This window comes from Pseudonocardia sp. GCM10023141 (genome assembly GCF_042653605.1).
Genome location: NZ_JBHSIR010000028.1, coordinates 1 through 26,358, shown reverse-complemented (window position 1 = coordinate 26,358; position 26,358 = coordinate 1). Strand labels below are relative to the sequence as shown.

Here is a 26,358-nt window from a genome sequence, read left to right as displayed (position 1 = left end):
GACTCATGGTCGATCCCGCTCGTGGCGACCATCCTCCTGATCGGGCGCCGTGCGGCCGAACGGGCCCGCGCCTGAGGCACGGGCCCGTCCGTCGAGCGGGAACTCAGGCGATGATCAGGTACAACCCGTAGGCGACGATCGCCAGCGCGGCCACCAGGCAGACGGTGGCCACCGCCGTGCCCGCTGCGGGAGAGAGCGGCGAGCTCGGGGTGACCCCGCCCGCGGCGGTCGCGCGGGCCGAGAGCCCCACCAGCGCGAACGCCACGAGTGCCACCACGGCCACGGAGGCGGCGAGCGCCACGAGACCCACCAGGCCGAGCGATCCCCAGTCGATGTTCATGTGTCCGAAGCTCCTTCGCTGATCAGGCCGCTGCGCCGACGGGCGTCTCGGTGGTGGGCACGTCGTTGACGTTGTCGGCGGTGACCGGGCGGCGCCGCGAGGCGGCGTAGATGCCACCGGCAACGGCGATCAGGACGATCGCGACGATGATCGTGCCGATGGTGCCGGTGGCGGCGACCCAGGCGGCGACGGCGCCGACGGCCGCTGCCGCGGGCAGCGTCAGCAGCCAGGCGATCGCCATCTGGCCGGCCACGCCCCACTTCACCGACGCGAGCCTGCGACCCGCGGCGGCGCCGAAGATCGAGCCCGTGGCCACCTGCGTGGTGGACAGCGCGAACCCGAGGTGCGAGGACGCCATGATGACGGCGGCGCTGCTCGTCTCGGCGGCGAAGCCCTGCGGGGTCTGGATCTCCCCGACGCGCTTGCCGAGCGTCTGGATGATGCGCCAGCCGCCGATGTAGGTGCCCAGCGCGATCGCGAGGCCCGCCGAGAGGATCACCCAGAACGGCGGCCCGGCGTTGGCGGGCAGGGCGCCCGCGGTGATCAGCGTCAGCGTGATGATGCCCATCGTCTTCTGCGCGTCGTTGGTGCCGTGCGCGAGCGCCACCATGGACGCCGAGACGATCTGGCCGACCTTGAAGCCGCGGCGCACGGTGCCGTCGTGGGCCCGTGCAGTGATCTTGTAGGCGAGGTAGGTGGCGGCCAGCGCGATCACGCCCGCGATGAGCGGGGAGAGGATGGCCGGCAGGAGCACCTTGCTGATGACCGCGGCGAACTTGACCGCGTCGGCTCCGGCGGCCACCCAGGTGGCGCCGATCAGTCCGCCGAACAGGGCGTGCGACGAGCTCGACGGGAGCCCGAGCAGCCACGTGAGCAGGTTCCAGAGGATGGCGCCGACCAGGCCTGCGAAGATCGTGATCGGGGTGATCTTGGTTTCGTCGACGAGCCCGCTCGAGATGGTCTTGGCCACCTCGATGGACAGGAACGCCCCGACGAGGTTGAGCACGCCCGCGATGATCACGGCGACCTTCGGGCGCAGCGCGCCCGTGGCGATCGACGTGGCCATGGCGTTGGCGGTGTCGTGGAAACCGTTGGTGAAGTCGAAGACCAATGCGGTGATGATCACGGCCACGACGATGACTGTGAGATCCATGTGGACCTGCCCTCCGGACGATGCGCCGCGACGGTACGAGGCGCTGTCGAACGGAAGGTGAACGAGCCGCCAACCTTGTTCGCTGGTTGCGGCCCGGTCTCGTGGGTCAGGTCAGATCGTCGAAATCACCGCGCACCCAGCCGATGTGCCGATCCGCCGAACGGCGGAGGACAGCCTTGGCGTCGGCGGCGATGACGTTGCGGAAGTTGCTGTAGAGGCGGTCGAACGGCAACGCCTCGACGAAGCGGGTGACCCGGTCCACGACGGCGCCCGAGAGCGGGATCCGGTTCGGGTAGCTGCGCATGAAGCTGACCGACGAGCGGTCCGGGTTGGCGAAGATCGTGTCGCCCGCGAGCAGGACCCCGGCCCCGTCCGCCCCGGCCGCCCAGTGCACCACGGTGCTGCCCGGGAAGTGGCCACCCGGCTGCGCCAGCATGACGCCCGGCAGCACCTCCCTGGTGCCCGACCAGACCTCGATGGCCGGGTCGGGCCGCGCCACCCAGGCCCGGTCGACCTCGGCCACCAGGATGGGTGCGCCGCCGAAGGCACGGCTCCACTCCACCTGCACGCCGTACATGTGCGGATGGCTCGCTGCGATGACCGCCACCCCGCCGAGCTCGGCGACCCGCGCCACCGTGGCGTCGTCGATGTAACCCGGAGGGTCCCACAGCAGGTTGCCCGCCGCGGTGCGCACCAGCTTCGCCTGCTGCCCGATGCCGGCCTCCGGGCTGGTGATGATGCCGAACAGGTCCGGTTCGAGCTCCTCGACCTGGAGTGCGACGCCCGCTGCCGCGAGCTCGTCGAGGGTGGTCCAGGCCTGGCCGTCGGCCGGCACCCACTGGCGCTCGTCGGCGCAGATCAGGCAGACCTCGATGCGGTCGGCGTGCTCGACGGCACAGGTCCGGCAGATCCAGAACGACACGGGTGGTCCTCCCGAGGTAGTGGGCAGAGGTACAGGGGCAGGGGACACCATCCTGCCCGGCGGTCGCGAGCTCAGTCGATCCGGACGACGGCCTCGATCTCGGTGGCGATCCCCATCGGCAGCGACGCCACGCCGATCGCCGAGCGGGCGTGTACGGCGGCGGGGCCGTAGAGGCGCAGGACGAGATCGCTCGCACCGTTGGCGACGAGGTGGTGCAGCTGGAACTCGGGAGCGGCGTTGACCAGTACCAGGAGCTTGAGGAAGCCGGTGACCCGGCTCAGCTCGCCGAGCTCGGCCTTGAGCGAGGCGAGCACGTTCAGCATGGTCAGCTCGGCCGCCTGCTGACCGGTTGCGACGTCCAGCCCGGCACCGAGCCTGCCGGTGAACACCGCCTGCCCGTCGCGCATGGGACCGTGCCCGGAGACATGGGCGACCGACCCGTCGACCCGCACCGCCACGTAGGACGCCGCCGGGGGGAAGGGCTCGGGGAGCACGAGGCCGAGTGCCTCGAGCGCCTGCTCCGGGGTCGATCCGGTCATGGGGGTCCCTCCGTCGTATCAGAGCCAGCCGGCGCGCTCGGCGATGCGGATGGCATCGATGCGATTCTGCCCGCCGGTCTTGGCGATGGCGTTGGACAGGTAGTTGCGCACGGTGGTCGGCGCGAGCGCCAGCCTGCTCCCGATCAGGTCCGTGGAATGTCCGTCTGCGGCCGCGCGCAGCACCTCGGTCTCACGATCGGTGAGCGGGCTGCTGCCCGTCTCCACCGCGGCGGCGAGCAGATCGGGGTCGATCACCCGCTCCCCGGCCATCACCCGGCGCACGGCGGCGGCGAGCGCCTTCGCCGGTGCGTCCTTCACGAGGAACCCGCGGACGTGGGCGTGCAGCGCGCGCAACAGGTTGCCGGGCTGGCTGTGCCCGGTGAGGACGAGCGTCCGGCAGCCGGGCAGCTGCTCGTGCAGCGCGGCGGCCGCCGCGAGCCCGTCCATCCCGGGCAGGTCGATGTCCAGCAGGGCGACGTCGGGGCGGGTCTCGAGCGCGACGGGCAGGATCCGATCGCCGCGGTCGAGTTCGGCCACCACCACCATGTCGTCCTCCAGCGAGAGCAGTGCCACCAGCGCGCCGCGGATCATGTGCATGTCCTCGGCGATGAGCACCCGGATCATCGTGCGTCCTCCTGCGGGGCGATGGGAACGTCGGCGCTCAGTACGAACCACCCGTCGTCTCGGCGCTGCGCGTGCAGCGATCCGCCGAGCGCGCCTGCGCGAGCGCGCAGGCCGTCGATGCCGTTGCCGGGTGACCACCCGGGCCCGGCGCCGTCGTTGAGCAGCGTGAGGCGAACCCGGTTGCCCTCCCGGCGCCCGCTGATGGTGACCCGCTGGGCCTCGCTGTGCCGCACGATGTTGGTGACGCCCTCCCGGACGACCCAGCCGAGCGCCTCGCGGACCGGTGCCGCGATGCCGTCGATCGCCACGTCGACGGTGACGTCGATGCCGGCCGCGGCCAGCAGCGCGGCCGACCCGTCGAGCTCGGAGGTCAGGTTCATCGCGTCCGGTGTGGTGGCGACCGCACGGACGTCGCGCAGCGCCGTGCGGGCGGTGACGGTGAGGCTCTCGATCTCGGCGCGCGCCGCGGCCGGATCGCGGCTGAGCAGTGCGGTGGCGAGATCGCCCTTGAGCGACACGGCCGAGAGGCTCTGGCCGAGCAGGTCGTGCAGGTCGCGCGCGATGCGCAGCCGCTCGGCGGTGACCGAGAGCTCGGCGATCTCCGCTCGCCCCGCGTAGAGCTCGCTGATCATGCGGATGAGCTGCGTGGAGCCGTAGAGGGCGGCGATGGCGACCGTGAAGAGCAGCACGCCGTAGACGACGCTCTCGACGATGCCGAAGGTGCCGGCGCCGCCGGGTGCGTCCAACGCCGGAGTGACGACGGTTTCGACGTGGACCTCCTGCACGATCATGGCGAGCCACCCGACCAGCCCGACCCAGGCGGGTAGCAGCATCAGGGCCGACGCGACGAGGAAGATCCACATGAACAGCCAGTCCGAGGCCAACCAGAGCATCGGCACCGTGACCAGCCCGACGAGCAGCGCGAACGTGGCGCCCCACCAGCGGGGTCGCTGCCCGCGCGCCGCGGCGAAGCTGTGTCGCAGCTGCACTCCCATGATCGCGACGGCCGGTAGGACGGGCAGCGCGGACTCCCAGGACAGCGCGGCGGTTCCGGAGACGCCCAGCCCGAACAGGATCAGGACGGGGCTGACCGCCAGCGGGGGCAGGTGCAGCAGGAACAGCGCCAGCCGGGCTCGGCGCAGCGTCCACAGCGGCCGCCCGACGATGCCGGCCCCCCGCGGCGTCATGCCGCACCCGGCTCGGTCGCCGGGCGTCCGGTGTCGGCGGTCCCCGCGTCGGCGGTGAGGTCGACGCGGACCTCCCCGGCCGCGGTGACGACCACGGTGAGGACGCAGGACCGCGCGGACTCGTCGCGCAGCAGCGCGGCCATCATGGACTGCAGCCGGACGCGCTCGACGGTGGTGAGCATGTCGGGCATCCCGGACGGCGGGATCACCACCTGCGAGGCGATGCCGGCCGCGTCCAGCAGCAGCCGGACCGTCTCCAGCTCGGCGCGCAGCGAGGCCCGGCGATAGCTCGTGACCAGCCGCCGGGTGTCGGCCAGCGTGCGCCGCGTCCGGCCCACCAGCTCGTCGAGCCCGGCGCCGGTGGCGCCCGGGTCGCGCTCGGCCAGCGGAGCCAGCCGGTCACCGGCCGTGATGATGTCCTCGAGCGTGCCCCCGAGCGCGCGGCGCAGCTCCGCGGCGATGCGTAGCCGCTCCCGGTCGACGGCCTGCTCCGCGAGCGCGGCGCGGGCGGCTTCCAGGCGGCCGATGGCTCCGACCAGCCAGACCAGCACGAAGACCGTGGACGTCCGGAAGGCGACGACCGTGACGAAGTAGAGGTCTCGCACGGGATGGCCGAACCCGACGACGATGAGGGCGGGCAGGGCGATCAGGAACCCCGTGACCAGGAGCGACATCGGCGGACGCACCAGCACCAGCACGGAGATGGCCAGCGACGACAGCGCCGCGGACCAGGCGAGCCCGAGCAACGGCAGCGCGCAGGCGATGACCACCGTCATGGCCGCCAACGTCCAGCGGTCACTCGCATGGCGGGTGCCGCGCAGGCCGTGGGCCACGTGCCGCAGGTGCAGCGGCAGGTAGGCGGCGGTGGCGACGAGCGCGACGATCCCGTCGCGCGCGCTGGTGGTGGCGAGACCGCCGAAGCTGTTCGACGCGATGCGGGCCACCTCGTTGAGCGGCAGCGCGACGCTCGCGGTGATCGCGCCCGCCCCGGCCCACCGTGCGAACGAGGCCGGCCGTGCCAGCAGCCCGTGCGGCGGCGCCATCACCCTCCCACCTGATCGATACCGAACCCGGACGGGACATGGTTCGGTCCGGACCGCTCGGAGCGCAAGAGCCACCTGCCGAGCCTGTCCGAACCGGCGCGTCCGGAGTAGATGCCGATGTCACAACCTGGCGATGACGATCGCGCCATGCGGTCTGTGACATCGGCATCTGCCCCGGCGGGGCCGACTCCGTGAGGCTGGGTCCGACGAGATCGAGGAGCTCCTGTGCCGACATTTTCTGTGCTGACAACTTCGGTGCCGACATATTCCGGGCCGAAACCGAGTACCACCACCGCATCCCACCACGAGGACGTCGCGGGGGACTTCGCGGCGTTGGCCGGCCCCTACCGCCCTGAGCTGATGCGGCACTGCTTCCGGCTGCTCGGCTCGATGCACGAGGCGGAGGACGTCGTGCAGGAGACGATGTTGCGCGCGTGGCGCGCACGAGGTCGTTACGAGAACCGCGCGTCGCTCCGCACGTGGCTCTACACGATCGCCACGAACGCCTGCTTCACAGCGCTGCGCCGTCGGGTGCGACGGCCGCTGCCGATCGGGTTCGGGAAGAGCGACGCAGCGGACGCGGGTCCCGGCGACGTCCACCCCTGCGCGCCGGACGAGGACCCGGCGATCCGTGCGGTCGACGGTGCCGAGCTGCGGGAGGCGCTGCACGGTGCGATGGCCGTGCTACCGCGCCGGCAGTGGTCGGTGCTCGTACTGCGCGACGTGCTGGGGTTCCGTGCCGCCGAGGTCGCCACGCTGCTGGGGGCCTCCGCGGTGGCCGTGAACAGCGCGCTGCAGCGGGCGAGGGCCACGCTGGCCGGTTCCCGTTTCGTGGCGGACCGGCCGCAGACCGCGACGTGCGCACCACGCGACCGGGCAACGCAGGAGACGCTGGAGCGCTACCTGCAGGCGTTCGCCGTCGGTGACGTCGCGGCGCTGGTGGCACTGCTGACCGACGACGGTCCGGGTGCGGGGATCCGGTGGGCGGCGTGACAGTGGGGGAGTGGGGAGCAGGAGGGACGCGCGACAGCGCCCGCCCTGGCAGGGGTGGGCGCTGTCGCCGATCGGGGCGAGCCCCGACCGAGCGTGCGGTGGAGGGGACACCACACGCCGCGTTGAAGAAGTCACGATCTGTGGTGTCACCGTTACCTCGGCGGGTTCACCGCATCACCGGTGCACGAGCGCGGCGACGTCGGCCCGCAACGCGGGAAGGATCGAGTAGCAGGCGTCGCCGGGGCACTGGGTGGGCAGCCGGTCCCGGTGGCCGGAGATCGCCGGGACCTGCGCGGTGGCGCCGCTGAGCGGGTTCACGTAGGTGACCTGCGCGAGTGGGTCGATGCCGGTGGCGCGCGCCAGCGCGGCGAGCACGGTGACCATCGCCTGACGCGCCGCCGGGGTCGGTGCGGTGGCCGTGAGATCGCCGAGGAACGCGATGCCGATGTTGCCGGCGTTGAAGCCGCCGACGTGCGCGGCGTTTCCCATCCTCGGAACAGGGCCTGCCGGTCCGCCGAACACGGGAATGCCGTCGGCGCCCGACCAGCGTCCTTCGTGGACGGTTCCGAACCGGTCGATGAGCAGGTGGTAGCCCACGTCGCCGAAGTCCTGGGTGAGCGTGTGGAAGGCGTAGATCGCACGCATGGTGGCCGCCGGATCGGGGTCGTCGTTGGCGGTGACGGTGTGGTGCACCGTGAGGGCCTGCACCGGGAAGTACGCCTCGGGGTAGTGCTCCGCGCCGTCCGGGCCACAGCGCAGCGACTCGTCGGCGCCCCAGCCGGCCCGGCTCAGGTACGCCACGTCCACAACCTGGTCGCCGGGGGTGGGGAACCCCTCGGTGGCCGGTGCGCCGGCCATCGCGCTGCGTCGGGTCATGCTCAGGAGACGGGCAGCCGGGCCACGGTCACGAAGAACTCGTCGATCTGGCGGATGACGTCCATGAATCGGGTGAGATCGACGGGCTTGGTGACGAAGGCGTTGGCGTGGAGCTTGTAGCTGCGCTCCACGTCCTCCTCGGCCGCGGAGGTGGTGAGGACGACGACGGGGATGGTGCTGAGGTCCTCGTCGGTCTTGATGGTGGCCAGCACCTCGCGCCCGTTGACCTTGGGCAGGTTGAGGTCCAGCAGGATCATCCCCGGCCGGGCGGCGGTGGCGTGCTCACCCTCCCTGCGCAGGAACCGCAGCGCCTCCGCGCCGTCGCCCACCACGTGCAGCGGGTTGGGGATGCGGTGGTGCTCGAACGCCTCCTGCGTCATGAGGACATCGCCGGCGTCGTCCTCCACGAGCAGGATCGGGATCCGGTCCTGCCCGGACTCGGCGAAGGCCGACTCCCGTGCGACGTCGGGTCGGGGGACGTGGCTCTCGGTCATCGCTGGGCCGGTTCCTTCTCGCTTGCTTGCGGGACGCCGCTCGGGGAGGCCGGCAGGGTGAAGCAGAACGTGGTGCCCGCGGTGGTGTTCACGTCGAGCCACATCCTGCCTCCATGGAACTCGATGATCTTGCGGCTGAGCGCCAGCCCGATCCCGGTGCCAGCGTAAGCGTCCTTGGGGTGCAGGCGCTGGAAGATCACGAAGATCCGGTCGGCGTAGGAGGGGTCGATCCCGATGCCGTTGTCGCTGACGCGGAACGTCCAGGAGTCGCCGTCGCGCTCCGCGCTCACGCGCACCCGCGGCGGGTCGTCGCCGTGGAACTTGACGGCGTTGCCGACGAGGTTCTGGAACACCGCGGTGAGCAGCGACGCCTCGCCGGTGACGGTGGGCAACGGCCCGTGGGTGACCGCGGCGGCTGCCGTCGCGCCGAGGTTGCGCACCGCGTGGTCGAGCAACTGCTCGGCGGACTGCGCCCGCCAGGTGGCGACCGTCGAGCTGCGACCGACCCGGGAGAAGGCGAGCAGATCGTTGATCAGCCCGCTCATCCGCTGCGCACCGTCGACCGCGAAGTGGATGTACTGGTCGGCGCGCTCGTCGAGCTGCCCGCTGTAGCGCCGCGACAGCAGCTCGCAGAACCCCGCGACCTTGCGCAGCGGCTCCTGCAGGTCGTGGCTCGCGACGTAGGCGAACTGCTCGAGATCGGAGTTCGAACGCTCCAGCTCGGCGGCCTGGGACTCGAGCTCGTGGTTGAGCGCGTCCAGGCGGGTGTTGAGCTCCTGGACGGTGGTGAGCTCATCGAGGATGTGCGCTCGCATGCTGTCGACGTCCCCGGCCAGCGCGAACAGCTCGCGGGGCCCGCCACCGGTCACCGGGCTGCCGAAGCTGCCGGCCGCCACCGACCGCACCTGCGCGGCGAGGGCGTCGATGGGCGCGAGGATGGCGCGGCGGGCCCAGAGTGCCAGCACGGCGAGCAGGGCGACCGTGGCGACGGCGATCGCGATGGAGATCACGAGCAGCGTGTTGGCGGCGGCGTCGACGCGCGAGCGCGCCAGGTCCCGGGCCTGGCGCAGCCCGGTGAGCTGGTTGGAGAGAGCGGTGCGCACGGCGTCGAAGCGCGACTTGCCGAGTGCCTCGTCGACGGGCCGGGGACGCGCGCCGTCGCCGGTGACCGCGGTGATGCTGGGCTCGGCGTAGTCGACGCGCCAGGCCTGCGCTCGCGCGACGACGTCGGCGAGCTGGGAGGCGAGCTGCGGGACCTCGGGGATGACCGTGAACCCGCGCAGGTCGGCGACCGCCTGCACCTCCTGCTGGCGTCCCCGCTGGTAGGGGTCGAGGAAGTCGCGGGCCCCGGTGGCGATGTAGCCGCGCACACCGGTCTCCTGGTTGAGCATCGCCGACCCGAGGGTCTGCGCGGAGCTCAACGCCGGGTCGAGCTGGTCGAGCACGGTCGCCCGCGCCGACGACAGCTGGGCCAGCGCGAGGCCGCCCGCCACCGTCGCCAGCGCCGTGACCAGGACGCTGACGATCCCGATCCGGCGCAGCATGCGGCGCAACGGCGGAGCCGCCGCCGCTCCGGCGGCCATCAGGCGGACCCGGCAAGGGGCTTCGGGAGGGCCGGATAGGCGAGCATGACGGCGGCGATGTCGTCGTTGTGGCCGGGGGCACTGCGCTGGACGGCCTCGACGAGCGCGCTCACCATGCGGGCGGGGTCCGCGTCCGGTCCGGGCACCGTCAGCGACCGCAACAGCGTGACCAGACCGTCCACCCAGAGCGCGTCGGCATGCGGCGCCGCGCGGCCCTCGATGAGGCCGTCGGTGTAGAGCAGCAGCCCCCACCGCGGGCCGAGCGCGATCTGCTGGGCCGTCCAGACGTGATCGGGCGCCAACCCCAGTGGCAGCTGGTGCTCGATCACCTCGTCGCGCCACGACCCGCTCCCGATCCGCAGCAGCGGCGCCGGGTGCCCGGCCGACCACAGCTGCGCCGTGGCCCGGTCCGGGGAGATGCGCATCATCGCCGCCGTGGCGAACAGGTAGGGCTGGTGGCGTTCGTGGATCAGCAGTTGCTGCAGCGTGGGCAGGATGTTGCCCGCGGGATTGCCGCTGAGCACGAGCGTGCGCCAGGCGATCCGCAGCGCCACACCCAGCGCCGCCTCGTCCGGGCCGTGGCCGCAGACGTCACCGATCAGCACCCACACCGCGTCGTCGGGGGTCTGGACGACGTCGTAGAAGTCGCCGCCCAGCAGCAGCCGGCCACCGCCGGGGAGGTACCGGGCGCCGTAGCCGACGGCCGGGTCGGTCAGCAGGGGCGCCGGCAGCAACCCGCGGCTGAGCCGCGCGTTCTCCGCGGCGAGCAGCTTGACCTGCGCCAGCTCCCGCGCCACCTGGTCGGCATGGTGGCGGTGCACGGCGTAGCGCAGCGCGCGTTCCAACGTGGCGCCGTCGACGTGGTCCTTGAGCAGGTAGTCCTGCGCGCCCGCCGCCACGGCGGCCAACCCCTGCGCCCGGTCGGCCATACCGGTCAGCACCACCACCGCGCCCGCGCCGCTGCGCTGCAGGCGGGTGAGCCCGTCGAGGCCCGTGCTGTCGGGCAGCGCGAGATCGAGTACCACGCAGTCGATCTGCGCGCCGGTGAGCTGCTCGGCTTCGCGCAGCGTGCGGGCCCGCGTCACGACGAGCGAACTGTCGGCGTCGGCCAGCAGCTCGCGCACCAGCAGTGCGTCGCCCTCGTCGTCCTCCACCAGCAGGATGCGCAGTGGTGTCGCGGCGATGCCGTCGGCTCCCGCTACCGGGGCGCTCATCCGGCTACGCCGCCCACCCGGTGCGCCCCGCAGGTCTGCGGGGTCGTGCTGATCAGCATCGGCGAAGCCTAGTGCGCGCTGATCGTCCTGCGCGCCGGACGACCGCCCGACCGGCCGGGTTCGGCCGTTCGGACGATCAGTGCATCCGGCGGTCAGTGCAGCCGGTGATCAGTGCAGCTGGTGATCACCGCAGCCGATGATCAGCGGGTGACACCACGGCGGCGCACGGCACCGATGATGCCGGTGGCCACGAACAGGATGATGCCGACGATGGCCAGCCACAGCAACGACTTCACCGCGAACCCGACGACGGCGAGCACGACCCACAGCACCAGCAGACCGATGATCAGTCCCATGACAACACCACTTTCCACTCTGACCCGGGATCAGGTCGACAACCGGGGAATGCCCGGTGGAGTCGGTCCCGAAGCGGGCCATTCGAGTGGCGTGCCGCCGCGTTCCTAGCCGAGATCCCCCGCTGCTGCGGTGAACCCGCGGGCGCGCCCGGGATCCTGCGGACTCCACAGCGTGGTGGTGGCCTCCCGGCGCACCAGCGGCGCCACCTCCCGGGCGAACCGCGTGAGCACCTCCTGCTGCTGCTCGTAGGGCAGCGCCGGGTTCACCGACACCGACTGGACGTCGTGGCGGTAGGCCTTGTGGTAGTCGAGGATCTTCGCCGCAACCCGCTCGGGCGTGCCCACCAGCGCAGGACCGTGGGCCACCGCTTCCTCGATCGTCGCGAACGAGGTGGCCTTGCCCACCCGGTTGTCGCCGGCGTGCATCGCCCGCATCCTCGCGGCCATGCCCTCATAGAGCGGTCGGTACTGCGCGATCGCCTGCTCGTCGGTGTCGGCGAGGAACAGCCCGCCCGACCCGGAGCCGACGTAGCCGACGCTCGGGTCGTGCCCGTGCGCCGCGAGCTGCTCGCGGTAGCGGTCGATGAGCACGAGGTAGTTCTCGCGGGGCTGCAGCGCGTTGGCCGTGAAGATCGGGTCGCCCCACCTCGCGGCGAGGTCGACGGCCGCGGTGGAGGTCGCCGAGCCGTGCCAGATCCGGAACGGGCCGTCGAACGGGCGCGGGAACGTCGTCACGGCGTCGAGGTCGCTGTGGTGCGTGCCCGTCCACGAGACGTTCTCGCCGCGCAGCAGCGCGCGCAGCAGCTCGTAGTTCTCGGTGAGGTACTCGTACTGCTTGGAGATGTCGAGCCCGAACAGCGGGAAGTGCTTGTCCTCGTTGCCCTTGCCGATCACGATCTCCAGCCGCCCGCCGGAGAGCTGGTCGACCGTGGCGTAGTCCTCCGCGACGCGGACCGGGTCGTGCAGCGACAGCACGGTGACCCCGGTGCTCAGCAGGATCCGCTCCGTCGCGTTCGCCAGCGCGCCGAGCAGCACGGTCGGCGCCGACGACACGAACTCGCCGGCGTGGCGCTCACCCACGGCGTAGGAGTCGAAACCGAGCCGCTCGGCCAGCACCGCGTTGGCGACGACCCGCTCGAGGCGCTCGTGCACGGAGATCAGCTCGCCGGTGACCGGGTGCGGCGAGTGCGGGACGATGTCGAGGACCTGGAACCTCATGCCGGGTCTCCGTTCGGGATCTCGACGTGGGGATCGTCGAGGCCGAGGTGGTGGCGCAGGGTGGTGCCCTCGTACCCCGTGCGGAACACCCCGCGCTCCTGCAGGAGCGGCACCACCTGGTCGGCGAAGTCGTCGATGCCGCCCGGGGTGATGTGCGGGGCGAGCACGAACCCGTCGCTGGCGTCGGTCTGCACGAACTCGTCGAGCGCCGCGGCGACCTTCTCCGGGGTGCCGATGAACGACTGGCGCGCCGTGACCTGCACCATCAGTTCGCGGATCGAGAGGTTCTTGGCGTCGGCGAGCTCGCGCCACTCCTTCGCGGTGGCGAGCGGGTCGCGGTGCATCCGCACGCTGGCGCGGCCGCGGGCGACGGTGTGCTCCCCGACGAGCGGGTCGACCTCCGGGAGCGGGCCGTCGGGGTCGTAGGCCGACAGGTCGCGGTTCCACAGCTGTTCGAGGAACTTGATCGCGGTCTGGCCGCTGACCTGCTGGTGGCGGATGACGTCGGCCTTCTCGTGGGCGTCGGCGTCGGTGTCGCCGAGCACGAACGTGACGGCCGGCATGATCTTGAGCTGGTCGTGGCGCCGCCCGTACCTCGCCAGCCGGCTCTTGACGTCGGCGTAGAAGGCCTGGCCGGCCGCCAGGGTGCCGTGCCGGGTGAAGATCGCGTCGGCCTGGGCGGCCGCGAACTCGCGGCCCTCCTCGGAGTCGCCCGCCTGCAGGATGACCGGACGGCCCTGCGGGCTGCGCGGCACCGAGAAGCGTCCGGTGATGTCGAACTGGTCGACGTGGACGTCGAAGCGCCCGGCGTCGGGATCGGCGAGGAACGTGCCCGACTCCTGGTCCGCGACGATCTCGTCGCCGCGCCAGGAGTCGAAGAGCGTGAACGTCGCGTCGAGGAACTCCTTCGCGCGCAGGTAGCGCTTGTCCTGGGGCAGGAACCCGCCGCGCCGGAAGTTCTCGCCCGTGAACTCGTCCCACGACGTCACGACGTTCCAGGCCGCCCGTCCGGCCGAGAGGTGGTCGAGCGAGGCGAACTGGCGGGCGACCTCGTAGGGCTCGTTGAAGGTGGAGTTGATCGTGCCGGCGAGCCCCAGCCGCTCGGTGACGGCGGCGACGGCCGCCAGGATGGTGAACGTGTCGGGCCGCCCGACCACGTCGAGGTCGTAGATCACGCCGTTCTGCTCACGCAGCCGCAGCCCCTCCGCCAGGAAGAGGAAGTCGAACTTCGCGCGCTCGGCGGTCTGGGCCATGTGCACGAACGACCGGAAGTCGATCTGGCTGCCTGCCGCCGGATCGCTCCACACGGTGGTGTTGTTGACGCCGGGGAAGTGCGCGGCGAGATGGATCTGCTTCTTCGGCTTGTTGCTCATGGTTCTCGTCCTTCCCGTGGTCAGACGGCTGCGTAGCGGTTGGCGGGGCGGTCGAGGCCGAGGTGCCCGCGCAGCGAGTCGGCCGCGTACGCGGTGCGGAAGGCCCCACGCCGTTGCAGCTCCGGCACCAGGCCCCGGGTGATCTGCTCCAGGTCGTGCCCGATGACGGCAGGCCGCAACCGGAACCCGGACAGGCCCGTGGCCTGCCATTCCTGCAGCAGGTCGGCCAGCCCGGCGGGGTGCCGGTGAACACGTGCGCGTCGCTGGTGAACGGTGCGCCGGCGAGCGCGTCGAGGTGACCGAGCCGGTCCTGCGCGGCCGCCGCGCTGTCGTCGAGCACGACAACGACGTCGCCCAGCACGTGCACCGGCTCGTCGGCCCGCCCGGCGCCGGCCTGCTCGGCGCGGATCTCGGTGACGGCGGCCCGCCCGCTCGCCACGTCGTGCGGCGTCACGAAGCCGACGTCGGCGCTGCGCCCCACCAGCCGGTACGCAACGGTCCGGTGCGCCAGCGCGCTCACGATCGGCTGGCCCTGCGGCGACCGCGGCGTGATCGACGGGCCGCGCACCGAGAAGTACTTCCCCGCGAAGTCGATGTAGTGCAGCTTGTCGCGGTCGACGAAGCGGCCGGTGCTGGCGTCGCGGATCTCCGCGCCGTCCTCCCAGCTGTCCCAGAGCCTGCGGATCACCTCGACGTAGTCGGCCGCCTCGTCGAACAGGTCCGCGATCGGACCGGCGTCGTCGTCGATGTCGGCGATGCGGACCGGCTCGATGGTGCGGCGCCCGAACAGCGCGGCGTCGTCGGGCCGGCCTGCGACGCGCACCTGCACGCCGGCCCGCCCGGTGCTGACGAAGTCGAGGCTGGCGATGGCCTTGGAGAGGTGGAAGGGCTCGGTGTGCGTGGTGACCGCGGTGGGGACGATCCCGATGTGCCGCGTCAGCGGGGCGACGCGGGCCGCGACCAGCACGGCGTCGAGGCGGCCGCGAACCTGGTCGGTGCGCCGGTCGGGCTCGGTGAACTGCGCGGACTGGAGGCCGAGCGCATCCTCGATCGTCACGAAGTCGAGCAGCCCGCGCTCGGCCTCCGCCACGAGATCGGCCCAGTAGCCGGCGGTGAGGAGCTCCTTCGGCCGTGCGGTGGGCTCCCGCCACGCGGCGGGATGCCAGCCGGTGCCGTCGAGTGCGACAGCGAGGTGGAGGGGGTCAGCCATGGTGGATCTCCTTCACAGCCGCTGCCGGGCATGGCGGTGCCGGCGCGGTCGGAATGCCGTGCGTCGGATGGTGGTGCGGAGGTGTCCCGGGCGACCCGGGGCCGGATGCTGAGACGTGTTGTCAGCGGCTGCGTGCGGCGAACGGATGCGGTCGGACCGTCACGGCCGACAGTGCCCGGGCGGCGAACCGACGCCGTCGAGCCACAGCCGTGCGACGAGCGTGCGTCGGCGACCGGGCATCTCGACCTCTCCCGTGCAGGGGCGTGCGGTACCTCCAGCGTAACCAGCCGAGCCGCCGGATGGGCACCGTGAACCACGGCACAGCCCGGCCGGGAATAGCCCAGAAAGCTGAGCGTTTGCTCCAGTTGTTGGCGAGATATCGAAGAGAGAGGTCCTCGAGATGCCGTGGCTCTTCCTGGCCGGTGCGATCCTCGTGGAGGTCGCCGCGACCACGGCGCTGAAGCTGTCGGCGGGATTCAGCAGGCTGGTGCCTTCGATCGTCGTGGTGGTGGGCTACGTCGCGGCGTTCGTGCTGCTGTCGCAGTCGCTGGTCAGGGGCATGCAGATCAGCGTCGCCTACGGGGTCTGGGCGGCGGTCGGGGTGGCGCTCGTCGCCGCGGTCGGGGTGTTCCTCTTCGGGGAGCAGCTCAGCCCCGTGCAGCTGGGTGGCATCGCGCTGGTCATCGCCGGGGTGCTGGCCCTCGAGCTCGGCGGCGCGCATGGCTGACGAGCAGTTCGTGAGCGCCGAGCCGGACGGGCGACGGCGCAAGGGGGAGCGGCGCCGCCTGCTCCTGCTCGACGCGACGATGCGGCTGATCGGGCGCGACGGGGTCGCGGCCGTGACCCAGCGGGCCGTGGCGCTGGAGGCCGGGTTGCCCGCCAGCGCCGTCCTGTACTACTTCCCGACGGTCGACGACGTGCTGGTCGCCGCGCTGACCGCGGGCAACGACCACTACCTGCAGCGGCTGGACGTGATCGAGGCCGGCCCCCCGGCCGAGCTGGTGTCGCGACTCGCCGCATTGGTGGCGGGCCAGTACGTCGACCGCGGGCAGATGCTGGCCGAGAACGAGCTGTACCTGCTCGCGGCCCGCCGCCCGGACATGCAGGCGGAGCTGGTGCGGTGGACGGCGGCCGTCGATGCACTCGTCGCGGGCCACGTCGATGATCCCGTGGATCGGCTGGCCGTGGTGGCCGCGATCGACGGGCTGTTCCTGCGCTGCGCGTGCCTGCCCGATCCGCCCGGCGTCGACGACGTGCGGGCGGTGCTGGCCCGGCTGCTCGGTCGGGCCTGATCAGGCGGTAGCGATCAGGTTCCCGTAGCGCTCCCGCGCCTGGGCGGGCGTCACCGTCTCGGCGAGCTCCGGGGCCTGGCGCCGTAGGTGCAGTCGCATCATCCGGTAGGTGGCGGGCAGTGGCTCGCCGAGCACCGCGAGCACGGCCCGCGGTGAGCTCGCGGCGCGGACGGCGGCCTGCACGGCGGGCCGGTACGCGCGGCCCACCGCCGCGGGCTGGGCGTACCCGCCGAGCTCGCCCATCCACGCCGGCAGGGTGGCGATCGTCGCGGGCGCCATGAGCCTGCTCAGTGCCCAGAACTTCGTGTTGCCCGGCCGCCGCGGCGTGCGCAGCAGGTAGTGCATGCCCTCGTTCGCGCGCTCGGACGTGCACAGCGTCGGCCGCATCGCCGCGAAGTACTCGCGCACCTCGGCGCGCGACGCCGGCACGTCGGCGGGCTTGCAGGTCTGCAGCTCCGCCGCGACGACGCACTCCGCCCAGTACCGCGACTCCTCGGCCGCCGGCAGCGGGCCGGGCCCGTACATCTCGTAGCACTTGAGCACCGAGTGCCAGCCCGTGACGTGGATCCACAGCTGCGAAGCCGGGTTGTTGGCGCTGTAGCGCCGCCCGCTGATCGGCTCCACGCCGGTGGCCTTCGCGTGCACCCGCATCAGGAACTCCGACGCCGCGATCGCACTGCGGCTGTCGGCCACGGCGACGGTGAGGAAGTAGGCCAGCGTCCGGTCCAGGCGCCCGCCCGGGTCGGTGTAGATGCCGCGCATGTCCGCAACGGCGGCGGCCAGGTTCGGGTCGAAGTGCTCGAGCACCACCGAGCGCTGGAAGCCGATGAGCGCCGTGGGATGCGTCCAGACCTTCCACGTGGGGGAGCCCGGACCGAAGAACCCGTGGTCGTGCGTGGTGCTGGGCGGGTCGAGAGGCATCATCGTCGGCGCTCCTCCGTGTCGGGCTTCGTGGGCTCGGTCGGGATCAGGGCCGCATCGCGTAGGCCCCGGACAGTGCGGCGACCTGCTGCCAGAGGCTGTCGAAGGCGGCCTGGTCGGTGACCGGCTTGCGCAGCGCCGACACCGCCCACTCCTGCTGCGCGGTGGTGGAGCTGCGCTTGCCGTGCAGCGCGATCGCCTGCTCCGAGAAGTCGCGGATCAGCACGTCGAACACGGCGGCGAGCACGGCATCGTCGACGCCCGTGATCTCGGCCTGCTCCAGGATCAGCTGGCCGTAGACGATCAGCGTGAACAGCTCGCCCAGCGCGAGGGTGAAGTCCATGTCGCCGAGCTGGGCGGCATCGGGTCCGGCGGTGGTGAGCAGCGTCGTGAACGCCTCGGCCTGCTCGGTGAACACGGCGACGTTCGGGCGGTGCGCGTGGCGGGCGTAGACGGCACGCCAGTCGTGGAAGCGGATCTTGCCCAGCCCGCGGGCGGGGCCCTGCCGGAAGAGGAACGCGTCGTCGGCGGCGTCGAGGCGCGTCGGCACCGGCGGGTAGTCCTGCGGCTGGAACAGGTAGGCCGGCATGAACTTGCCGATCAGCGCGAGGTTGACCGCCACCGTGCCCTCGAGCTTGGGCAGCCCGTTGACGTCCATCTTCGCGATGGGCAGGTAGTTGTCGGCCTCGAAGCCCTTGGCCGCCACGATCTCACCGAGCAGCGCCAGCACCGTCTCGGCCTCGGTGGTGACCTTCATCTTGGTGATCGGGTTGAACAGCAGGTACCGGCGGTCCTCCGGGCCCGCGCTGCGGAAGTAGTCCACGGCCAGGTCGGAGAACAGCCGCATCCCGGCCAGCCGCGCGTAGGCGTCGACGAACTGGCGGCGCACGTGCGGGAAGGCCGTGACGGGCTTGCCGTAGAGCACCCGGTTGTGCGCGTGGGTGATGGCCTCGTAGAACGCGTGGGTGGTGAGCCCGATGCCGCCGAAGCAGAGGTTGAACTTGCCGATGTTCACCGTGTTGAGCGCCGCGGAGAACGCTGCCTCACCCGTGTGCAGGATGTCCTCGGCGCCCACGGGGTAGTCCTCGAGCCGGAACTCCGCCACGTACATCTGCGACGGCACGACGTTGCGCACCACGTGGTAGTTCGGGTGGGTGGAGTCGGCGTAGAAGAACACGTACTGGTCGGGCCCCTCGACACCGGCGATCCGGCCGAAGACCGAGACCGTGGTGGCGCAGTTGCCGTTGCCGATGTAGTACTTGCCGCCCGTGGCGGTGTAGCCGCCTGCCGGGTCGGGCGTGAGCACCATGTCGGAGGCGTAGATGTCGGCGCCGTGCTCCTTCTCCGACAGCCCGAACGCCCCGACGCCGCCGGCGTCGAGCGCTGCGGCGGCCCGCTCCCGGGCGGCCGCGTTGTCGCTCTGCCACACCGGGCCCAGCCCCAGCACGGTGACCTGCCACGGGTACCAGTAGTTCAGGCCGTAGAACGCGAGGATCTCCGACATCGCGGCGATCCGGGCGGTGTCCCAGCGCTTGGCGGAGTGGCCGTCGCCGTCGCGGGCCGGGGTCAGGAACGTCGCGAACAGCCCCTCCTTGGCCACGAACTCGAGGAACTCCGCGTAGAAGACCTTCCCGTGGTAGTCCTCGACCAGGCGGCGCTTGCCCCGCGACTCGAACCAGTCGATCACCGCTCGCAGCGCCCGCCGCGTCTCCTCGTCGAAGTGCTGCGGGTCGTAGCGGTTCGGGTCGAGTAGCAGCGACCGTGCGTCCACCTGGGAGCCTCCGTTGGCGTGGTTGCCGAGCGTGGTTACTGCTCGGTAGCAATATCCTACGGTAGCGTAGCTTTGTCCAGGACCCGATCGGGGCCGGCAGGTTCGTGAGGAGCGCGCGAGATGACGACCGTGGCCGGACCGAACGGCAGGCGCCGCACCTACGCGCCGCGGGTGCCCGCGGCCCAGCGCCGCACGGAGCTGCTCGATGCCGCGCTGCACCTGGTGGTCAGCGCCGGGCACAACGCCGTGACGATGGATGCCGTCGCCGAGCGGGTCGGGGTCAGCAAGCCGGTGGTCTACGGGGTGTTCGCCAACCGGGCCGAGCTGCTCGACGCGCTGTTGCGCCGAGAGCAGGAGGCAGCGCTGCACCAGCTGGCAGCCGTGCTGCCGGGGCGCCTCGACGATCGTCCGGGTGCCGAGCCGGGTGCGCAGCTCGCGGGCGTGCTGGACGGCTTCCTGCAAGCCGTGCTCGCGGCGCCGGATCGCTGGCGCTGCATCGTCGTGCCGATGCCCGACATGCCCGTGGCGTTCCACGCCGCGCGCCAGCAGGCCAGATCGGGTCTGTTGCGCCGCGCCGAGGACGTGGCGGCCGCCTACCTGGGCCGCGTCGGCGCGCCGGCGGAGCTCGCACCCGACATCGTGGCGCACACCGTCGTCACCCTGTTCGAGATGGCGGCGCGGCTGGTGCTCGACGAGCCGGAGAGCTACCGCCCGGATCGCTTCGCCGCCGCGATCCGTGCTGCAGCCGGGCTCGCGCGCTAACCTCCCCCGCATGGCAACCGAACTCACCGGTAACAACGCTCCCGGTGACCAGAACGACCCGGAGACGGGCTATGACGTGGTGGTCGTCGGGTCCGGCTTCGGCGGCAGCGTCGCAGCTCTGCGGCTCGTCGAGAAGGGCTACCGGGTCGCGGTGATCGAGGCCGGTCGACGCTTCGCCGACGACGAGTTCGCCACCACGTCCTGGGACCTGCGCCGCTACCTGTGGGCCCCGGCCATGGGCTGCTTCGGCATCCAGCGCATCCACCTGCTCAGGGACGTCATGATCCTGGCCGGAGCCGGTGTCGGCGGCGGGTCGCTCGTCTACGCCAACACGCTCTACAAGCCGCTCGCGCCGTTCTACGCCGACCGGCAGTGGGCCCACATCACGGACTGGGAGTCCGAGCTCGCGCCGCACTACGACCAGGCGAGCCGGATGCTGGGCGTCGTCACCAACCCGTCGATCACACCGGCCGACGAGGTGATGCAGAAGGTGGCCGCCGACATGGGCGTGCCCGAGTCGTTCCACCCGACGCCGGTGGGCGTCTACTTCGGGGATCCCGGGCAGACAGTGCCCGACCCGTTCTTCGGCGGCGCCGGCCCGGCGCGCACCGGCTGCACCGAGTGCGGCTCCTGCATGACCGGATGCCGCGTCGGAGCGAAGAACACGCTGGTCAAGAACTACCTGCACCTGGCGGAGCAGGCCGGCGCGAAGGTCGTCCCGCTCACCACGGTCACCGCCCTGCGCCAGCGCCCCGACGGCGGCTTCGACGTCGACCTGCGCCGCACCGGTCACCGCGCCCGCTCGGCGCGTACCACGATCACGGCCGGGCGGGTCGTGCTCGCCGCGGGCACCTGGGGCACCCAGCGGCTGCTGCACGAGATGCGGGACTCCGGCACGCTGCCGCGCCTCTCACCGCGGCTGGGCGAGCTCACGCGCACCAACTCGGAGGCGATCATCGGGGCGGCCCGCACCACCGTGGACCCCGCGCAGGACTTCACCCGCGGCGTTGCGATCACCTCGTCGATCCACCCCGACGCGACCACGCACATCGAGCCGGTGCGCTACGGCAAGGGCAGCAACGCGATGGGCCTGCTGCAGACCGTGGCCACCGACGGCGCCGCCGACGTGCCGCGGTGGGTCCAGGTGCTGCGCTACCTCGCGCGCCACCCCGTCCAGTTCGCGCAGATGCTGCGCACCTACCGGTGGAGCGAGCGCACCGTGATCCTGCTGGTGATGCAGAGCCTCGACAACTCGATCACCACCTACACGCGCAAGGGGTTGTTCGGCGGGCGCCGCTACACGTCCAAGCAGGGCCACGGCGAGCCGAACCCGACGTTCATCAAGTCCGGGTTCGACGCCTGTGAACTGGCTGCCGAGCACATCGGCGGCGTTGCGGGCGGCACGTGGGGCGAGATCTTCAACGTCCCGCTGACCGCGCACTTCATCGGCGGCTGCGCGATCGGGCTCGACGCGGAGCACGGCGTGATCGATCCGTACCACCGCGTCTTCTCCTACCCGAACCTCTCGATCGTGGACGGTTCGGCGATCACCGCGAACCTCGGGGTCAACCCGTCGCTGACGATCACGGCGCAGGCCGAGCGCGCGATGTCGTTCTGGCCCAACAAGGGCGAGCGCGACCGGCGCCCGGAGCAGGGCGCCGGCTACGAGCGGCTCGCGCCCGTCGCGCCGCTCGCACCGGTGGTGCCGGCGGGCGCGCCCGCCGAGCTGCGGCTGGTCGGCTCCTCCGGATGAGGCGCCGGTGACGGTGGGGCGGCCTCGACGCCCGGCGCCCAGGGATCGAGCACAGTGGTGGCCGTGGCCTGCTCGGCGTCGTCGAAGAGCCGTCCGATCCGCTTGACGTCGCGCAGGCGGACGGCCCGATCGGCCACCCGCAGCTGCGGGAAGCGCCCGGCCAGCGTGGCCTCGACCTGCTGCATGCCGCGCTCGTCGCGCACCCAGAACGCCAGCAGCAGGTTCGACGGTCCACCGGTCACCCCGGCTGCGAGCCTGGTCTCGGGCAGGGCGGCGATGGCCCGGGCGATCGGCACGAGCTCGTCGGGGGGCACGGCCGCGCGCAGCACCACCGCCAGCGGCGCGCCGGAGATCACGCCGGAGACGTCGCAGCGGATCACGAGCTGGCGGTGCGCGAGCGCGGTCTCCAGGCGGCGCCGGGCGGTGGCCCGGCTCACGCCGAGCAGCGCGGAGAGGTCGCTGATGCTGGCGCGGCAGTCCGGGGCGAGTGCGTGCACCAGCGCGCGGAGCTCGTCGTCGCCCAGCAGCGGGCCGGTCGCCGTCGTGCGGGTGGTGTCGCGCAGCATGTGGCGCTGGGCGGCGTCGAGCGTGCCCCGCTGCCAGCGGCTGCCGTCCCGGTGGATCTGCGTCGCGAGGTAACGCCGGGACGCGAGGACGCCGGGAACGCGGGCGATCGCCTCGATCAGGACGGTGGACAGCGCTGCGAGGTCGGCGATGAACACCGTGAGGAGCAGGTCACAACTGCCACTCACGATCTGCACGGAGACGATCGCGGGATGGAGCGCGAGCACCGCCGCGGCGGCATCCACCTGGCCGCGCGCGCAGTCGACCTCGACGAACGCCACCCACATGCGGTCCCCGCGGGGCGTGCCGGGATCGGCCGTCAGCCAGGCGGTGCCCTCCTCGACCAGGCGCGTCCAGCGGCGCAGGGCCGTGGCCGCGTCCACCTCGAGCACCCGGCCGATCGTCGTCCACGAGGCGCGCGGCCCGAGCTGGACCGCGTTGACGAGCGCGAGGTCGAGCTCGTCCGGGTCGTGCGGCGGCCTGGACACCGCCACATCCTGCTGCCTGCGGTCCTGCGGGACCGGGCCGGGGCCGGTGTTTCGGGGGCCGGGACTCAGTGCAGCTGCGGGATGACCCGCGATCCGATCAGCTCCACCATGTCGCGGAACTCACCCTCGGGCTGGCCGCCCATGTCCAGGTAGACGAGGTTGGTGTCGGTGCTGAGCATCTCCGCCGCGCTGTTGAGCCGGTCGGCGACCTCGTCCGCGCTGCCGACGAACGCCGGGCCGCGGGTGGTGAGGAAGTCGAAGTCGAAGGCCTTCTTGATGAAGGCGGGCGGATCGGGGTTGACCCGCGGGATGATCTCCTTCATCAGCTCGAAGTAGGCCCGGTAGCGCGGCTCCCAGCGCTCGCGGGCGGCCTGGCTCGTCGCGCCGACGTTCACGTGCCAGCAGGCGCCGATCTGCGGCTCGCGCCCGTGCCCGTAGAAGGCGAAGCGCTCCTTGTACGTCTCGACCACCGGCTTGAACATCTCCGGGTTGCCGAACGCGCTGGGCAGCATCAGGTTCAGGCCGAGCCGGGCGGCGAGCTCGGCCGTCGACTCCGACGCGCCGCCGCCGATCCACAGCGGCACGGCGCCGACGGGCGGGGGCTGCAGCACGAAGTCCTCGATCGGCGCGCGGTGCGCCGAGCCCGGCCAGTTCACCGACTTGCCGCTCCACAGCTGCACGAGCACCTCGACGGCATCGTGGAACAGCTCGTGGGAGTCCTCGATGCGCTGCCCGAACAGGGTGTAGGTGGAGACGAAGAAGTTGCCGCGGCCGACCACGACCTCGCAGCGGCCACCGGACAGGACGTCGACGGTGGCGTAGTCCTCCGCGGCCCGGATCGGGTCGAGGTTGGCGGCCAGCGTGACGGCGGTGGACAGGCGTAGGTTGCGGGTGCGCTCGCCGATCGCCGCGAGGATCACCGGCGGCGCGGAGGTCGTGTACTCCAGGCCGTGGTGCTCGCCGACGTGGACACCGTGGAAGCCGGCCCCGTCGGCGACGACGGACGCCTCGACGATGGCCCGGTGGCGCTGCGCCGCGGTGTCGCGCACCCCCGTGATCGGATCGGTGACCTGGTCGCCCAGCGTCATCAGGCTCAGCTTCATGGCCCTGTCCTCCCTGCGTCGCGTGCTACGAGGGTGACAGTATCAATCACTGTTTGGTTTATCCACAGTATCCTGACGCTGTTTGATTTCCGGCGTGCGGGAAGGGGTGCGAGGTGGGTGCCCGCGCCGAAGGTCTAGGCCGACGCCTTCGTGGCCCTGCTGCGCCGGGTCGGGGCCGGTGCTGCGGTGGTGGCAGGCGTACCGCCGCGCTCGATCGTCTTCAGCACCACCGTGTCGATGATCTTCTCGCAGACCATGTCGAAGATCTCGTCGGCCGAGAGCGCGCGCTCGTCGAAGGCTCGCGCCAGGTTGGGGACCGTCTCGGCGTCGTGGGCCGGTTCGTCGCTGGCGCCGCCGCCCGCCTCGTGCAGGGCGCTGCCGATCGCGTAGAGCTCCAGCGCCTCGAGCATGGGGGCGATGGCGCCGGTGGGGACGTTCTCCTCCTCGAGCCGCACGACCGTGGCGTCCATCTGTGCCTCGCCGATGCGCAGTGGCCTGCGCCGCAGCATGACGGGGACGAGGTCGGGGTGCTTGCGGAAGGCCTCGCGCAGGCTGCGGTTGTTGCGCAGGATCCACACCCGCCACGGCTCGTCGTGCGTCTGCGGCGTGCGGACGTCGTCGAGCGCGAGCTTCGCGGCGCCGACGATGATCTCTTCCTTGTTCTCGAAGTGGTGATACAGCGACGCGCCGTTGACCTTGAGGCCCTCGGCCAGTCTGCGGATGCTGAGCGCGTCGATGCCCTCGTTGTCGATGATGTCCAGCGCGACCTCGAGCGCCTTGCGCTTGGAGATCAGCGGAACCTTGGGACGCGCCACTGTGCTGCCCTTCGTCGTGAACTGCTGGGCAGAATACCAAGCGATGCTGGTTTCAGCGCGCAGGCAGCAGGCTCTGCAGGACGCGCCGGTCCAGGTCGAGCCGGGTGGCCACGGTGGTTGCGGTGTCGTCCACCAGCAGCGCCTTCGTGGCGTACCGGGCGGCGTGCGGCAGCGCGGCCAGCCGTTCCGTGCGTTGCGCGACAACGGCATCGAGCTCTCCGGCGTCGGCGACCACCCCGGTGACCAGGCCCATCCGGTGCGCCGCTGCGGCGTCGAAGCGCTCCCCGAACAGCATCAGCTCAGCGGCTCGCTGGTGGCCGACCAACCGGGGGAGCAGCAGCGTCGAGGCGGCCTCCGGCACCAGCCCGAGTTCGACGAACGGCAGGCGGAACGTGCTGGCGGCGGTGGCGTAGACGAGGTCGCAGTGCAGCAGGACGGTGGTGCCGACGCCCACCGCGGGACCGTCGACGGCCGCGATGAGCACGGCGCGCAGCGCGGTGAGCGCGGCGAGGAACCGGACCGGCGGCGGGTCGTCGCCGACCGGCGGGTTCTCGACCATGTCGCGCAGATCGTTGCCGGCGGTGAACGCGCCGCCCGCGCCGGTGAGGACGACGGCGGCTGCCTCGGCCCGGTCGGCGGCGGCCAGCGCATCGGCGAGCTGCGCGTACATCGCGCTGGTGACGGCGTTGCGCTTGACGGGGCGGTTGAGCCGGATGGTCACGACCCCGTGCTGGTCGGGGCCGTCCACGGTCGACACCTCGATGTCCGTCGTCACATGCACAGCATAACCATATGCTGTTAGGTTGATGGTATGGGAGCGTTGAGCGGTCGGCGGGCACTGGTGACGGGGGCGAGCCGGGGGATCGGTGCCGCCATCGCGCGGCGGTTGGCCCACGACGGCGCCGACGTGGTGGTGACGGCGCGCAGCACGGCGGCCATCGAGGCGCTCGCCGTCGAGCTGGGGGAGCTCGGCGTGCGCGCGCTGGCCGTGCCGGCGGACATGAACGACCGCGACGCGCTGCAGGCGCTCACGGAGCGGGTCGGCGCGGAGTTCGGCGGGCTCGACATCCTCGTCAACAACGCCGGCGTGCTCCCGGCCGGCAGCCGAGCCGAGCGCCTGAGCTGGGCCGACTGGGATGCGACGATGGGCCTCAACCTCGAGGCACCCTTCTTCCTGGCCTGCCGGGCCAAGGAGCTGATGGGCGACGGCGGTGGGGTGGTCGTCAACAACGCGAGCACCGCGGCGTACTTCCCGTCCCGGGGCCTCGTCGCCTACAACATCAGCAAGGCGGCGCTGATCATGATGACCCGGGTGCTGGCGCTGGAGTGGGCCCGCGAGGGCGTCCGGGTCGTCGGCGTGGCACCCGGCAAGATCGACACCGAGCTGGTGCAGCCGATCCTGCGCTGGAGCGAGAAGCACGACGTCCCGATCAACCCGCAGCGCCGCATCGGTGTGGCCGACGAGGTGGCCGACCTCGTCGCGTTCCTGGTGTCGGACCAGGCCGCCTACATCACCGGCGTGACGGTCCCGATCGACGGCGGCGAGCTGCTGACGGTGGGCTCGGAGCCGGGGCGCTGACGGGCCACCGCGCCAACGTCTCGACGTGGGCGCGGTCGGTCCGCGCTCCACGGCGCCAACCCGATGGCCACCGCGCCAACGTCTCGACATCGGCGCGGAGGCCAATTGGTTGGCGCGGTCGGGTCGGGCTCGATGGCGCCAACCGGGTGGCCACGGCGCCGACGTCTCGTCATCGGCGCGGTGGC

At 71.9% G+C, this 26,358-nt stretch carries 26 protein-coding genes and 1 pseudogene; 6 read left to right on the top strand and 21 right to left on the bottom strand.

Annotated features, from left to right (window positions below; all coding sequences use genetic code 11):
- Nucleotides 1-103: 103 nt before the first annotated feature.
- The 7 genes from ACFPFQ_RS17050 to ACFPFQ_RS17020 form a co-directional block, all read right to left on the bottom strand.
- Nucleotides 104-340: a hypothetical protein gene (locus ACFPFQ_RS17050; RefSeq protein ID WP_379619830.1), complete on the bottom strand. Its 237-nt coding sequence runs from the start codon at nt 338-340 to the stop codon at nt 104-106.
- Between the two features lie 22 nt (nt 341-362).
- A complete protein-coding gene (locus ACFPFQ_RS17045) occupies nt 363-1,493 on the bottom strand; it encodes an inorganic phosphate transporter (protein WP_379619828.1) in 1,131 nt (376 codons plus the stop codon).
- A 106-nt stretch (nt 1,494-1,599) separates the two neighbouring features.
- The gene (locus ACFPFQ_RS17040; RefSeq protein WP_379619826.1) at nt 1,600-2,415 is read right to left on the bottom strand and encodes a hydrolase; all 816 of its coding nucleotides are present in this window, start codon (nt 2,413-2,415) and stop codon (nt 1,600-1,602) included.
- A 71-nt stretch (nt 2,416-2,486) separates the two neighbouring features.
- Nucleotides 2,487-2,954 (bottom strand): RidA family protein, encoded by a 468-nt coding sequence (locus tag ACFPFQ_RS17035; protein WP_379619824.1) that lies wholly within the window; start codon nt 2,952-2,954, stop codon nt 2,487-2,489.
- A gap of 18 nt (nt 2,955-2,972) precedes the next feature.
- Nucleotides 2,973-3,578, bottom strand: a complete 606-nt coding sequence (locus ACFPFQ_RS17030) for a response regulator (RefSeq protein ID WP_379619822.1) — start codon at nt 3,576-3,578, stop codon at nt 2,973-2,975.
- Nucleotides 3,575-4,765 carry a sensor histidine kinase gene (locus tag ACFPFQ_RS17025; RefSeq protein ID WP_379619820.1) on the bottom strand — a complete coding sequence of 397 codons (1,191 nt, stop codon included), beginning with the start codon at nt 4,763-4,765 and terminating at the stop codon, nt 3,575-3,577. Before ACFPFQ_RS17025 ends, ACFPFQ_RS17030 begins: the two co-directional genes overlap by 4 nt.
- Nucleotides 4,762-5,808: a hypothetical protein gene (locus tag ACFPFQ_RS17020; RefSeq protein ID WP_379619818.1), complete on the bottom strand. Its 1,047-nt coding sequence runs from the start codon at nt 5,806-5,808 to the stop codon at nt 4,762-4,764. The genes ACFPFQ_RS17025 and ACFPFQ_RS17020 overlap by 4 nt, the downstream gene beginning before the upstream one ends.
- 225 nt (nt 5,809-6,033) lie before the next feature.
- Between ACFPFQ_RS17020 and ACFPFQ_RS17015 the strand changes: the two genes are divergently transcribed.
- Nucleotides 6,034-6,801: an RNA polymerase subunit sigma-70 gene (locus ACFPFQ_RS17015; protein WP_379619816.1), complete on the top strand. Its 768-nt coding sequence runs from the start codon at nt 6,034-6,036 to the stop codon at nt 6,799-6,801.
- Nucleotides 6,802-6,975: 174 nt separating this feature from the next.
- Here ACFPFQ_RS17015 and ACFPFQ_RS17010 read toward each other — a convergent pair whose 3' ends face one another.
- The 8 genes and pseudogenes from ACFPFQ_RS17010 to ACFPFQ_RS16975 form a co-directional block, all read right to left on the bottom strand.
- A complete protein-coding gene (locus ACFPFQ_RS17010; RefSeq protein ID WP_379619813.1) occupies nt 6,976-7,677 on the bottom strand; it encodes an N-acetylmuramoyl-L-alanine amidase in 702 nt (233 codons plus the stop codon).
- A 2-nt stretch (nt 7,678-7,679) separates the two neighbouring features.
- Nucleotides 7,680-8,171 (bottom strand): response regulator, encoded by a 492-nt coding sequence (locus ACFPFQ_RS17005; protein ID WP_379619811.1) that lies wholly within the window; start codon nt 8,169-8,171, stop codon nt 7,680-7,682.
- Nucleotides 8,168-9,754: a sensor histidine kinase gene (locus ACFPFQ_RS17000; protein ID WP_379619809.1), complete on the bottom strand. Its 1,587-nt coding sequence runs from the start codon at nt 9,752-9,754 to the stop codon at nt 8,168-8,170. Before ACFPFQ_RS17000 ends, ACFPFQ_RS17005 begins: the two co-directional genes overlap by 4 nt.
- Nucleotides 9,754-10,968, bottom strand: a complete 1,215-nt coding sequence (locus ACFPFQ_RS16995) for a PP2C family protein-serine/threonine phosphatase (protein ID WP_379619807.1) — start codon at nt 10,966-10,968, stop codon at nt 9,754-9,756. Before ACFPFQ_RS16995 ends, ACFPFQ_RS17000 begins: the two co-directional genes overlap by 1 nt.
- A 200-nt stretch (nt 10,969-11,168) precedes the next feature.
- Nucleotides 11,169-11,324 carry a hypothetical protein gene (locus ACFPFQ_RS16990; RefSeq protein WP_379619805.1) on the bottom strand — a complete coding sequence of 52 codons (156 nt, stop codon included), beginning with the start codon at nt 11,322-11,324 and terminating at the stop codon, nt 11,169-11,171.
- 105 nt (nt 11,325-11,429) lie between these two features.
- Nucleotides 11,430-12,542, bottom strand: a complete 1,113-nt coding sequence (locus tag ACFPFQ_RS16985) for an LLM class flavin-dependent oxidoreductase (RefSeq protein ID WP_379619803.1) — start codon at nt 12,540-12,542, stop codon at nt 11,430-11,432.
- Nucleotides 12,539-13,915 carry an NtaA/DmoA family FMN-dependent monooxygenase gene (locus tag ACFPFQ_RS16980; RefSeq protein WP_379619801.1) on the bottom strand — a complete coding sequence of 459 codons (1,377 nt, stop codon included), beginning with the start codon at nt 13,913-13,915 and terminating at the stop codon, nt 12,539-12,541. The genes ACFPFQ_RS16985 and ACFPFQ_RS16980 overlap by 4 nt, the downstream gene beginning before the upstream one ends.
- 20 nt (nt 13,916-13,935) lie before the next feature.
- A pseudogene (locus ACFPFQ_RS16975) lies at nt 13,936-15,125 on the bottom strand (LLM class flavin-dependent oxidoreductase).
- Nucleotides 15,126-15,525: 400 nt separating this feature from the next.
- Here ACFPFQ_RS16975 and ACFPFQ_RS16970 point away from each other — a divergent pair.
- Nucleotides 15,526-15,852 (top strand): DMT family transporter, encoded by a 327-nt coding sequence (locus ACFPFQ_RS16970; protein ID WP_379619799.1) that lies wholly within the window; start codon nt 15,526-15,528, stop codon nt 15,850-15,852.
- 10 nt (nt 15,853-15,862) lie between these two features.
- Nucleotides 15,863-16,417 carry a TetR/AcrR family transcriptional regulator gene (locus ACFPFQ_RS16965; RefSeq protein ID WP_379619797.1) on the top strand — a complete coding sequence of 185 codons (555 nt, stop codon included), beginning with the start codon at nt 15,863-15,865 and terminating at the stop codon, nt 16,415-16,417.
- Here the strand turns inward: ACFPFQ_RS16965 and ACFPFQ_RS16960 are convergent, their stop codons facing one another.
- Nucleotides 16,418-17,341, bottom strand: a complete 924-nt coding sequence (locus ACFPFQ_RS16960) for an oxygenase MpaB family protein (protein WP_379619795.1) — start codon at nt 17,339-17,341, stop codon at nt 16,418-16,420. It abuts the gene before it with no gap.
- 43 nt (nt 17,342-17,384) lie between these two features.
- The gene (locus ACFPFQ_RS16955; RefSeq protein ID WP_379620001.1) at nt 17,385-19,094 is read right to left on the bottom strand and encodes an acyl-CoA dehydrogenase family protein; all 1,710 of its coding nucleotides are present in this window, start codon (nt 19,092-19,094) and stop codon (nt 17,385-17,387) included.
- Nucleotides 19,095-19,229: 135 nt separating this feature from the next.
- Here ACFPFQ_RS16955 and ACFPFQ_RS16950 point away from each other — a divergent pair, with 135 nt between their 5' ends.
- Together ACFPFQ_RS16950 and ACFPFQ_RS16945 are read left to right on the top strand one after the other, a co-directional pair.
- Nucleotides 19,230-19,871: a TetR/AcrR family transcriptional regulator gene (locus ACFPFQ_RS16950; RefSeq protein WP_379619793.1), complete on the top strand. Its 642-nt coding sequence runs from the start codon at nt 19,230-19,232 to the stop codon at nt 19,869-19,871.
- A gap of 10 nt (nt 19,872-19,881) precedes the next feature.
- Complete coding sequence (locus ACFPFQ_RS16945) at nt 19,882-21,624, top strand: FAD-dependent oxidoreductase (RefSeq protein WP_379619791.1); 1,743 nt, start codon at nt 19,882-19,884, stop codon at nt 21,622-21,624.
- Here ACFPFQ_RS16945 and ACFPFQ_RS16940 read toward each other — a convergent pair.
- The 4 genes from ACFPFQ_RS16940 to ACFPFQ_RS16925 all read right to left on the bottom strand — a co-directional run bounded on the left by ACFPFQ_RS16940 (nt 21,534) and on the right by ACFPFQ_RS16925 (nt 25,369).
- The gene (locus ACFPFQ_RS16940) at nt 21,534-22,676 is read right to left on the bottom strand and encodes an Lrp/AsnC family transcriptional regulator (protein ID WP_379619789.1); all 1,143 of its coding nucleotides are present in this window, start codon (nt 22,674-22,676) and stop codon (nt 21,534-21,536) included. The two genes, ACFPFQ_RS16945 and ACFPFQ_RS16940, sit on opposite strands and share 91 nt — an antisense overlap.
- 65 nt (nt 22,677-22,741) lie before the next feature.
- On the bottom strand, nt 22,742-23,779 hold the full coding sequence (locus ACFPFQ_RS16935) for an LLM class flavin-dependent oxidoreductase (RefSeq protein ID WP_379619787.1): 1,038 nt from the start codon (nt 23,777-23,779) through the stop codon (nt 22,742-22,744).
- 134 nt (nt 23,780-23,913) lie between these two features.
- Nucleotides 23,914-24,594: a TetR/AcrR family transcriptional regulator gene (locus ACFPFQ_RS16930; RefSeq protein WP_379619785.1), complete on the bottom strand. Its 681-nt coding sequence runs from the start codon at nt 24,592-24,594 to the stop codon at nt 23,914-23,916.
- A gap of 52 nt (nt 24,595-24,646) precedes the next feature.
- Nucleotides 24,647-25,369: an enoyl-CoA hydratase-related protein gene (locus tag ACFPFQ_RS16925; protein ID WP_379619783.1), complete on the bottom strand. Its 723-nt coding sequence runs from the start codon at nt 25,367-25,369 to the stop codon at nt 24,647-24,649.
- Between the two features lie 36 nt (nt 25,370-25,405).
- Here ACFPFQ_RS16925 and ACFPFQ_RS16920 point away from each other — a divergent pair, with 36 nt between their 5' ends.
- The gene (locus ACFPFQ_RS16920; protein WP_379619781.1) at nt 25,406-26,173 is read left to right on the top strand and encodes an SDR family NAD(P)-dependent oxidoreductase; all 768 of its coding nucleotides are present in this window, start codon (nt 25,406-25,408) and stop codon (nt 26,171-26,173) included.
- Nucleotides 26,174-26,358 lie beyond the last annotated feature (185 nt).